At 62.9% G+C, this 10,326-nt stretch carries 10 protein-coding genes; 5 read left to right on the top strand and 5 right to left on the bottom strand.

Translation table 11 applies throughout. The features are described from left to right. Positions 1 to 332 precede the first annotated feature (332 nt). The 3 genes from ACK6AU_RS14870 to ACK6AU_RS14860 all read left to right on the top strand — a co-directional run bounded on the left by ACK6AU_RS14870 (position 333) and on the right by ACK6AU_RS14860 (position 3,052). Complete coding sequence (locus tag ACK6AU_RS14870; RefSeq protein ID WP_409299748.1) at positions 333 to 1,022, top strand: crotonase/enoyl-CoA hydratase family protein; 690 nt, start codon at positions 333 to 335, stop codon at positions 1,020 to 1,022. A 193-nt stretch (positions 1,023 to 1,215) separates the two neighbouring features. Further along, positions 1,216 to 1,938: a 1-acyl-sn-glycerol-3-phosphate acyltransferase gene (locus ACK6AU_RS14865; RefSeq protein WP_185699546.1), complete on the top strand. Its 723-nt coding sequence runs from the start codon at positions 1,216 to 1,218 to the stop codon at positions 1,936 to 1,938. 142 nt (positions 1,939 to 2,080) lie between these two features. Further along, the gene (locus tag ACK6AU_RS14860; protein ID WP_185699545.1) at positions 2,081 to 3,052 is read left to right on the top strand and encodes a magnesium and cobalt transport protein CorA; all 972 of its coding nucleotides are present in this window, start codon (positions 2,081 to 2,083) and stop codon (positions 3,050 to 3,052) included. Between the two features lie 39 nt (positions 3,053 to 3,091). Here ACK6AU_RS14860 and ACK6AU_RS14855 read toward each other — a convergent pair whose 3' ends face one another. From ACK6AU_RS14855 to ACK6AU_RS14845, 3 genes are all read right to left on the bottom strand, one after another. Continuing rightward, positions 3,092 to 3,814 carry an amidotransferase gene (locus ACK6AU_RS14855; protein WP_185699544.1) on the bottom strand — a complete coding sequence of 241 codons (723 nt, stop codon included), beginning with the start codon at positions 3,812 to 3,814 and terminating at the stop codon, positions 3,092 to 3,094. A 105-nt stretch (positions 3,815 to 3,919) separates the two neighbouring features. Then, a complete protein-coding gene (locus tag ACK6AU_RS14850) occupies positions 3,920 to 6,064 on the bottom strand; it encodes a 3-hydroxyacyl-CoA dehydrogenase NAD-binding domain-containing protein (protein WP_185699543.1) in 2,145 nt (714 codons plus the stop codon). Positions 6,065 to 6,088: 24 nt separating this feature from the next. Next, positions 6,089 to 7,294: an acetyl-CoA C-acetyltransferase gene (locus tag ACK6AU_RS14845; RefSeq protein ID WP_409299745.1), complete on the bottom strand. Its 1,206-nt coding sequence runs from the start codon at positions 7,292 to 7,294 to the stop codon at positions 6,089 to 6,091. Positions 7,295 to 7,894: 600 nt separating this feature from the next. Here ACK6AU_RS14845 and ACK6AU_RS14840 point away from each other — a divergent pair. After that, positions 7,895 to 8,344 (top strand): rhodanese-like domain-containing protein, encoded by a 450-nt coding sequence (locus ACK6AU_RS14840; RefSeq protein ID WP_185699541.1) that lies wholly within the window; start codon positions 7,895 to 7,897, stop codon positions 8,342 to 8,344. Positions 8,345 to 8,379: 35 nt separating this feature from the next. After that, entirely contained in the window at positions 8,380 to 9,144 is a 765-nt protein-coding gene (locus tag ACK6AU_RS14835; RefSeq protein WP_409299750.1) for a c-type cytochrome, read from the top strand. A 307-nt stretch (positions 9,145 to 9,451) separates the two neighbouring features. Here the strand turns inward: ACK6AU_RS14835 and ACK6AU_RS14830 are convergent, their stop codons facing one another. Both ACK6AU_RS14830 and ACK6AU_RS14825 read right to left on the bottom strand, forming a co-directional pair. After that, complete coding sequence (locus tag ACK6AU_RS14830) at positions 9,452 to 9,793, bottom strand: ribonuclease E inhibitor RraB (RefSeq protein WP_185699540.1); 342 nt, start codon at positions 9,791 to 9,793, stop codon at positions 9,452 to 9,454. A gap of 209 nt (positions 9,794 to 10,002) precedes the next feature. Continuing rightward, positions 10,003 to 10,239 (bottom strand): hypothetical protein, encoded by a 237-nt coding sequence (locus tag ACK6AU_RS14825; protein WP_409299742.1) that lies wholly within the window; start codon positions 10,237 to 10,239, stop codon positions 10,003 to 10,005. Positions 10,240 to 10,326 lie beyond the last annotated feature (87 nt).

Raw genomic sequence — 10,326 nt, 5'->3', positions numbered from 1 at the left:
CGGACACCTCACCGTTTCTCTTCAAACCGATTCAGTCTGTCGAGGCGCGCTAATGTAGTCGAAAGCTTTTCAGATGGCAAAGGTTTTTTTCAGAATTTTCATGCGCTTAAGCACTTTTCTGGTTTTCAGGGCCTGCACGCCCCTGCGGCACACGGCAAACCGGCCAATCTTCGGCTCGCTCCAGGCTGCCGTGCACCTACAGGGGTGCAGCCCAGCGGGCCGCGCGACCTACCGTCCGGAGCAAAGCCTGACTCATCAGTCAGTCACGGCGCTTTACCGGGCCGGTCATGCTGGGTAACTTCTGCTGCACTTCTAATACAAGGAATTGCGTCATGAGTGAGTTGATTTCCTACCATCTCGAAGACGGTATCGCGACCCTGACCTTGAGCAATGGCAAGGTCAATGCCATCTCCCCGGACGTGATTGCCGCGTTTAATGCCGCACTGGACCAGGCCACCGCCGATCGCGCGGTGGTGATCATCACTGGCCAGCCAGGGATCCTCTCCGGCGGCTATGACCTCAAGGTCATGACCGCAGGTCCCAAGGAGGCCGTGGCCCTGGTGACCCTGGGCTCGACCCTGGCCCGGCGCTTGCTGTCCCATCCGCTCCCGGTGATCGTCGCATGCCCTGGGCACGCAGTAGCCAAGGGCGCCTTCCTGTTGCTGTCGGCCGATTACCGTATCGGTGTCGAGGGGCCCTTCAGCATCGGCCTCAACGAAGTGCAGATCGGCATGACCATGCACCACGCCGGCATCGAGTTGGCCCGTGACCGCCTGCGGCGCTCGGCCTTCCACCGCTCGGTGATCAACGGCGAGATGTTCGACCCGCACAGCGCGGTGGATGCCGGCTTCCTCGACAAGGTAGTCAGCGCCGAAGAGCTCCAGAGCGCCGCCCTGGCCGCTGCGCGCCAGTTGAAGAAGATCAACATGGTGGCCCACAAGAACACCAAGCTGAAGGTACGCAAGGCCCTGCTGGAAAGCCTGGACAACGCCATCCGCGAAGACCAGCAGCACCTGGGCTGATACACCAGGCCCGTTGTCCCATGGCCCGGCCTCGCGCCGGGCTTTTTCATGGGCGTCGACCGCGCATGGTCCCGCGCCCATCGGCATATACGCTCCAATATAGAGCGCCTTCCATCCAGCATGGCAATTGCCGAAAACAGTGCACACTCGTACACTGCGCGACTCTTTGTCCCCAGCGCGGTGGGTCGTTTAGATGCTGTATCTATTACGTATGTCATTGATGGGACTGCACTTTATTGCCGCTGGCACACTAGGCCTGCTGCTGGCGCTGTGTCGTCCCCTGAACCCGGACAACAGCCGCCTGTGCGCCCGCCTCTATGCCTGGCCAGCCATGCGCATCCTGGGCCTGAAGCTCAAGTCCGAGACCGGCCCGCTGATGGATAAACCGCAAAGCTGCGTGATCATCGCCAATCACCAGTCCAACTACGACCTGTTCGTGTTCGGCAATGTGGTGCCACGACGCACCGTGTGCATCGGCAAGAAGAGCCTGAAATGGGTCCCGTTTTTCGGCCAGCTGTTCTGGCTGGCCGGCAATGTGCTGATCGATCGCGGCAACCCGCACAAGGCCCGGCGCTCCATCGTCACCACCACCCATACCCTGCAGCACAAGGACACCTCGATCTGGGTGTTTCCCGAGGGCACGCGCAATAGCGGCAAGGAGTTGCTGCCTTTCAAGCGCGGTGCGTTCCAGATGGCCATCGCCGCCGGGGTACCGATAGTGCCGGTGTGCGCCAGCACTTACACCCGGCACATGCGCCTGAACCGCTGGAACAGCGGCCAGATCCTGATCCGCTCGCTGCCGGCGATCCCCACCGCCGGCCTGGGCATGGACGATATCCCGCACCTGATGGCCCAGTGTCGCCAGCAGATGCTCGAGTGCATCGCCAGCATGGATCGTCAACTGCAATCGGCCTGAACCGCCTGCCTCCACGCCAGCCCGCCCCGTGCGGGCTTTTATTTGCGCGAACTCGGCTTCTATCCGGGACTCTGATGCTGCAATGCAGGCTAAGCTGCTGATTTGCCACCGCTCCCTTGATAAGAAGAAGTGAACCTGAACCATGGGTAGAGTTGTTGCTGCCGCCGTCTACAGCGGCGGAAAGAAAGTCACGGACATCAGCCTCGACGAGGGCGCGGCCTGGGCGGCCAAGCCCGGGCATTTCGTCTGGATCGGCCTGGAAGAACCCAACGCCCACGAACTGGCCAACCTGCAACGCCAATTCAACCTGCATGAACTGGCCATCGAGGACGCCCTGGAGAAGCACAGCCGGCCCAAGCTGGAAACCTTCGGCGACGCCCTGTTCATCGTCACCTACTCGCCGGTGCGCACCGAGGGCAAGCTGGAGTTCATCGAAACCCATATCTTCGCCGGCAATGGCTACATCATTACCGCCCGCAATGGCCACTCGGCCTCCTACGGCCATGTGCGCCAGCGTTGCGAGGCGCGCCCGCTGCTGCTCGACCATGGCGAGGACTTCGTGCTCTATGCCCTGCTGGATTTCGTCACCGAGAACTACCAGCCCGTCAGCGAAGCCATCCACGCCGAGATCGAGGAACTGGAGAGCAACGTGTTGTGCCAGTCGATGAACGAGCGCGACATCCTCAGCCTGCACAGCCTGCGTCGCGATGTGCTGCGCCTGCGCCGCCACGTGGCGCCGATGGTGGAGATCAGCGAGGACCTGCAGAAGCTCAGCTTCCCCTTCATCGACAAGAACATGCGGCCGTATTTCCGCGATGTGCAGATCCATGTCACACGGCAGATGGAAGACCTTTCGACGCTACGCGACATCGCCAGCCAGACCATCGAGATCGGCGTGCTGCTGGAGGCCTCGCGGCAAAGCATCGTGCAGCGCAAGTTCGCCGCCTGGGCGGCGATCCTGGCGTTTCCCACGGCGGTGGCGGGGATCTACGGGATGAACTTCCAGAACATGCCGGAGCTGAGCTGGCACTACGGCTACTTTGGCGTACTGGGTTGCATCGGCGTGGGCTGCGTGGCCCTGTGGGCCAGCTTCAAGCGTTCAGGCTGGCTGTGAAACGACGTGGCCCCACGCCAGGCGGGGCCACGGCTTGCCTCAGGCCGCCGCGGGCTTGTGGGCGACGAAGCGCATCATCCATTCGGCCACGGTAGTGCCGTGATGATCGTGCTCGAGACTGGCCACGCCCTTCTGGTAGACCTGCTCGCCGAGGAACTCCTGGCGCAGGTCGAGCAAGGCGCGGGAGTAGTCGTGGATGAACTCCGGGTGCCCCTGGAAGCACAGCACCTGGTCATTGATGTGGTAAGCCGCGTACGGGCAGAAATCACTGGAGGCGATCACCGTGGCGTTCTCCGGCAAGGCGGTGACCTGGTCCTGGTGGCTGATCAGCAGGGTCAGCTCCTCCACCACCGGGCTCATCCACGGCGCCTTGGCCGCAAGCTTGTAGTTGTGGATGCCCACGCCCCAGCCCTGGTTCGCCCGCTCGCTCTTGCCCCCCAGCAATAGCGCCAGCAACTGATGGCCGAAGCAGATGCCCAGCAGCTTGTCGCCACGCTCGTAGCGCTCCAGCAGGTAGGTCTTGAGGGTCTGGATCCACGGATCGGTACCGAAGGAATCGGCCTTGCTGCCCGTCACCAGGTAGGCATCGAACTTCAGGTCGTCAGCCGGATACTGGCCCTGCACCACGTTGTAGACACTGAACTGCGCGGCGATGGGCTGTTGGGAAAACAGGCGCTGGAACATCTGCCCGTAGCCCTGGTACTGGTCGATCAGTTCGGGACGCAGGATATCGGTTTCAAGAATGCAGATGCGTAGCGACATAAAATATTCCTGACAAGGCGATGGCAATAACGAACACCCCAGAGCCTGCCTTGAAATACCACGGCAAGGCAAGCCCCGGGACCCGTCATTTCCCGCCCGCCAGGCTCAGAACAACTGGCCCTGGCGCGCCTTCTCCAGGAGCAGATTCGGCGGGTTGAAGCGCTCGCCGTATTGGCGTGCCAGGTACTGGGCGCGGGCGATGAAATCCTCTACCCCGTACTGGTTGATGAACTGCAGCGCGCCCCCGCTCCAGGCCGCGAAACCGATGCCGAAGATCGAACCGACGTTGGCGTCGGCCGTGGACTGCAACACACCCTCTTCCACGCAGCGCACGGTCTCGATGGCCTGGATGAACAACAGCCGGTCGCGCACGTCCTGGGGCGAGATCTGCCCGTCGGCCTTGTAGAAGCGCGTACGCAACTGCGGCCACAGATGTTTCTGGCCACCGGCCGGGTAGTCGTAGAAACCGCCACCGGCCGCCTTGCCCGCACGCTTGTACTCGTTGAGCAGCAGGTCGATCACGGCGAATGCCGGGTGTTCGATGGCAGGCTTGCCTTCGGCTTGCAGGTCCTTGGTGGTCTGCAGGCGAATGTGGCTCATCAGGCTCAGGGAGACTTCGTCGGAGATCGCCAGCGGGCCCACGGGCATCCCGGCCTTGCGGGCCTCGGTCTCGATCATCGGCGCGGCGATGCCTTCGCCGAGCATGGCGATGCCTTCGTTGGTGAAGGTGCCGAATACCCGGGAGGTGAAAAAGCCGCGGCTATCGTTGACCACGATCGGGGTCTTCTTGATCTGCTGGACGAAATCGAACCCCCGGGCCAGGGTCTCGTCGCTGGTCTTGGCGCCCTTGATGATTTCCACCAGCGGCATCTTTTCCACGGGGCTGAAGAAATGCAGGCCGATGAACTTTTCCGGATTGGGCACCGCGCTGGCCAGCCCGGTAATGGGCAGGGTCGAGGTATTGGAGGCGATCACCGCCTGCGCGCCGACCACCTGCTGCGCCGCCTTGGAGACCTTGGCCTTGAGCTCGCGATCCTCGTAGACCGCCTCGATGATCAGGTCGCAACCGGCCAGGTCGGCATCTTCGGCGGTGGTGAGGATGCGTGCCAGGGTCGCGTCGCGCTGTTCGGCACTGAGTTGCCCACGGCCGACCTTCTTCTCCAGCAGAGCCGCGGAATGGGCCTTGCCCTTCTCCGCCGCATCGCGGCTGACGTCCTTGAGCACCACCTCGATGCCCGCCACGGCACTGACATAGGCGATGCCCGCGCCCATCATCCCGGCGCCCAGCACCCCGACCTTGCGGGTCGCCTGGGGCGCCACGCCCTGGGGCCGCGAGCCGCCGGCGTTGATTTCATTGAGCTGGAACCAGAAGGTGCCGATCATGTTCTTCGCCACCTGGCCGGTGGTCAGCTCGGTGAAGTAGCGAGCCTCGATCAACTGCGCGGTCTCGAAGTCCACCTGGGCGCCCTCCACCGCGGCACAGAGGATCTTCTCCGGCGCCGGGAAGCAGCCCTGGGTCTTGGTACGCAGGATCGAAGGAGCGATGGCCAGCATCTGCGCCACTTTCGGGTTCGAAGGGGTGCCGCCGGGAATCTGGTAGCCCTTCACATCCCAGGGCTGCCTGGCCGTCGGGTTGCTGGCGATCCAGGCCCGGGCCTTGGCCAGCAGCTCGTCGCGGTCGCCAGCCAGCTCATTCACCAGGCCCGCCTGCAGCGCCTGCCGCGCCCGGACCTTCTTGCCCTCGAGCAGGTACGGCAAGGCCTTCTCCAGGCCCAGCATGCGCACCATGCGCACGATCCCGCCGCCACCGGGCAACAGGCCCAGGGTGACTTCCGGCAGGCCGACCTGCAGCGACTTGTCGTCCAGGGCCACGCGGTAATGACAAGCGAGGCAGATTTCCCAACCGCCGCCCAGGGCCGCGCCGTTGATTGCCGCCACCACCGGCTTGCCCAGGGTCTCCAGCGCCCGCAGTTGGGCCTTGAGGGCCAGAACCATGTCATAGAAGGCCTGAGCCTGGGGTTTGCCGACCTTGATCAGCTCGTTGAGATCGCCGCCGGCGAAGAAGGTTTTCTTCGCCGACGTGACGATCACCCCGGCGATGTCGGCTTGCTCGGCCTGCAACCGGGCCAGGGTGGCGGCCATGGCGTCGCGGTAGGCCGCATTCATGGTGTTGGCGCTCTGGCCCGGCATGTCGATGGTCAGGACCACGATCTGGTCCTGGCCTTTTTCGTAACGGATGGCATCGGTCATGAAAGGATTCCTTGATAGCGGGGCTCAGAGGCGTTCGATGATGGTGGCGATGCCCATGCCGCCGCCGACACACAGGGTGGCCAGGCCATAGCGCTGGCCGCGGGCCTCCAGTTCGTCGAGCAGGGTGCCGAGGATCGCGCAGCCCGTGGCGCCCAGGGGGTGGCCCATGGCGATGGAACCACCGTTGACGTTGACCCTGTCGGGGTCGATGGCCATGTCCTTGATGAACTTGAGCACCACCGAGGCGAAGGCTTCGTTGACCTCGAACAGGTCGATGTCCTCGACCCGCAGCCCGGCCTTGGCCAGGGCCTTGCGGGTGGCCGGTGCCGGGCCGGTGAGCATGATGGTCGGGTCGGTGCTGGTGACCGCAGTGGCGACGATCCGCGCCCGGGGCTCGAGGCCCAGTTCACGCCCCTTGGCCTCGGAGCCGATGAGCATCAGCGCCGCGCCGTCGACGATCCCGGAACTGTTGCCCGGGGTGTGCACATGATCGATCCGCTCGACGTGGCTGTAGACCCGCAAGGCCGTGGCGTCGAACCCCATCTGCCCCATCATCTCGAAGCTCGGCTTGAGGTTGCCCAGGCCCTCGAGGGTCGAGTCGGCACGGATGAATTCGTCATGGTCCAGCAGCAGGAGGCCGTTCTGGTCGCGCACCGGCACCAGGGACTTGGCGAAGGCACCGCCAGCCCGGGCGCGAGCCGCCTTGTGCTGGGATTGCAGGGCGAACCGGTCGACATCCTGGCGAGAGAAGCCTTCGAGGGTGGCGATCAGGTCGGCCCCTATGCCCTGGGGCGTGAAGTGACTGTGCAGGTTGGTCTCGGGGTCCAGCACCCAGGCGCCACCGTCGCTGCCCATGGGCACCCGCGACATGGACTCCACGCCACCGACCACCACCAGTTCCTCGAAGCCGGAGCGCACCTTCATCGCCCCCAGGTTCACCGCCTCGAGGCCCGAGGCGCAGAAGCGGTTGATCTGCACCCCGGCCACGCTGACATCCCAGTCCGCGACCTGCACCGCGGTCTTGGCGATGTCGGCGCCCTGGTCGCCGATGGGCGTCACGCAGCCCAGGACCACATCGTCCACCTGGCTGGTGTCCAGCTCGCAACGCTGGCGCAGGGCCCGCATCAGCCCCGCCACCAGGTTCACCGGCTTCACACTGTGCAAGGCGCCATCGGCCTTGCCTTTGCCACGGGGCGTGCGTAACGCATCGAATATCAAAGCTTGGGTCATGACGTCCTCGAACCGTTTGTGCAGGGAGAAAATGTCGAGTTCCCACCTTAGGCGCGCCAGCATCGGATTCAATGACCGATGCGCTCAGCCGCCTTGACGGTGATGCTCAGACGAACGGTAGGCAGCTAATGGATAGCCCGACAAAGGGTCGCGAGCTGTCTAGCCAAAGGGCGGCCATGGGGGACCGGGAGGAACTTATAAGGTTTTTATCGAATCCCGCGATAAGTTCATACGAATTGGATCTAAGCCAAGGGATTCAGGCCCCTAAGGTAGAAACTGTAGGAAGTCCCGGAGGGTCTTTGCACCGGGACAGGTAAGAAAATGGAAACATGGCCGGCCCATAGTGAAGAACAGGAACCGGCTTGCATTGATGCTCAGGAATAACAACAAAAGGCATTCAGCCATGTTCAAACACTCGAAAGTTCGCCAGGCAGGACTCATCCTCTTCGCAACCACCTTGCTATTGATCTTGCCGAACCTCACCAAGGTGATCGGTTGATTCATGGCGGCTCGATCAACGAGTCATAAAATTGTCCCCGGTTCCTACCGGGGCACGCACTTGTGTGCCAGTCTTCCTGGGGAACATCACGGGGAAGATTCATGCGCCATTGGATTGCACTTGCCGCGCTCTTGAGCGCCTTCAACGCCCACGCCGGAATCATCGACGTCAATCGCGCCGTGGATGAAATCAACGACGGTGCCCTGATCCTGGATCTGCGCAACGACAGCGACTTCGCCGCCGGCAACCTGCACAACTCGCTGCAGGTCAACCTCGAACTGGAGGACGGCACCGGCATCAGCGCCGAGGGCCTGGCCTACCAGTTGCGCAAGGTGGTGCTGGACCCCAACGCCACGGTGGTGATCTACAGCGACACCAACCAGCACGCCCTGGAAGCCGAGGAAACGCTGATCCAGCGCGGTTATTTCGGTATCGTGAACGGCGGCAACTACGAAGAACTCCGGGACGCCTTGTTCGATCACGTGTCGCGACCGGACGACGTGCTGCCCGGCAACGAACCCACTGACGACGATCCGACGGCCATCAATTGAAAACCCTGTTCCTGTACACCGCCCTGTTGCTGAGCATGCCCCTGCACGCCGCACAACTGTTGATCGACCTGGGCTCCGACCGCCGAGCCTGGCAGACCGAAGAGCTGCTGCGCCACCCCGAGGCCCGGGATATCAGCATCCGGGACGATGTCTCCTACAAGCGTGACATGCACTACCGCGCGGTCCCCCTGGCCGACCTGCTCCCGGGCCTCCAGCCCGAGGACCACTTGCAAGCCGTGGCCCTGGACGGCTTCGCCGCCGAACTGAGCGCGGCACCACTGCTTGAGCGCCAGGGGGCCCGGGCTTGGCTGGCCATCGAGGATCCACGTCGACCCTGGCCTGCACTGGCAGCCGGCAAACCCAGCGCCGGCCCTTTCTACCTGGTATGGAGCAACCCTGTGGCCGGGCATATCAGCCCCGAGCAGTGGCCGTTCCAGGTGGCACGGATCCAGCGCCTGGCGCCGGTGGCCGAACGTTTCCCGGCCCTGCGGCCGGACCCCGCGCTAGCCGCCGATGATCCGGTGAACCAGGGTTTTGCCCTGTTCCAGAAAAACTGCCTGGCTTGCCATCGGCTCAACGGCGCCGGGGATTCGCAGTTCGGTCCCGACCTGAACGTCCCCTACAATCCCACCGAATACTTCGGCGGCGACTTCCTCAAGCGCTACATCCGCGACCCACAGAGCCTGCGACGCTGGCCACAGGCGAAGATGCCGGGCTTCAGCAACAGCGTCCTGCCCGATACCGAACTGGAGCTGCTACTGGGTTACCTGCGCCACATGGCCGGGCGCAAGCAGCCCTGAGTCCCTGCCCGGATCGAGTAAAGACCCTGGCTATCACTGGCATAGCCAGAGTCGATTTCACCCACTGCGCATGCCGGCGGATAATCGCCCCCATCGAGCAGCACTTCACCTGCCTGATGAAACCGCTGCTGCAAACCTGATGACGCCGACGACCAACGGATCCGGACTCTCCTGACCGGCTCCCGCTCAAGACCGGTCTTCCCTTTTAGCCACCCTCCCGGGTGGCTTTTTTTGTCTTTGCGGGCCCTGGAATGCAATTGGCCAACCCGTGGGTTGGCCAATCGTCATTCTCGATGCGCTTATCCGGCTATATCAGCCGCCCACGAATCTCATGCTTCACTCCCCAGCCCTCGATGATGCCCCCCAAGGGCTCGACCACCGCTTCGAAGTCCTGTTCGAAGTCACCGATGCCGCCATGGGTGGCATACATCACCTTGCTCAGCTCCAAATACCAGGCACCATCGTCACGCGGGCTGACCTGGGCATTCAGGGATTCGCCGCGAAAGTGTCCCGCCGCCCTGCGCGCCCGCTCCTCATCCGGAAAAATGGCGTAGAACTCGATGGGATGAAAACGTGAAAAATCGAAGCCGCCCTCTTTCATGCGGCGCAGCACGCTGCTGCTGATGTCTTCTTGAAAGGCTGTGCTCATGAAACGTCCTCCTCAAACCGATGGATAGACTTTCCGTGCTTCCCGAATGAGGCCCAAAAGACCCGTGTCACGACCCGGGGGAGGTCGCCAGGAAACAAGCATGGAGCTGGCAAGATCAGGCCTTGGTGAAGAATTCGCTGACCTTGCTTGCAGATTAGCGCCTGCCTCTGGACGCTGCCAGAAATCATGGCCGGTACCATCTCTGTTACTTACTGAATCGGCGTGATGCTCAGAATCTGAATGCTGTTCTGCTCTTTCAGGCTCTTGAGAGTGGGCATGTCGGTGCGCCCCTCCAGGTCGTTGAGATCCAGCTCGGCACTCACCGGCAGTAGCCTGGCCCGCACCAGCTGCGCGGCGAGCTCCAGGGTCGGTGGCTGTTCGCAAGCGAAATCCTCGACGGCCTGGACACCATGATCATCAACGAAAGTGACTTGCCACTTTTGCATCAATACCTCCTCGATGGCCCCTGTATGGGCCTACATAATCTGGACCTTGAGGCCCTGGCAAACGTTCCGCTGTGTCATGGCCCGAAG

This window comes from Pseudomonas sp. KCJK8993 (genome assembly GCF_046230915.1).
Lineage (GTDB): Bacteria > Pseudomonadota > Gammaproteobacteria > Pseudomonadales > Pseudomonadaceae > Aquipseudomonas > Aquipseudomonas piscis.
Note: the sequence above shows the minus strand (reverse complement) of the source record. Positions and strands in the feature narration are given on the sequence as shown.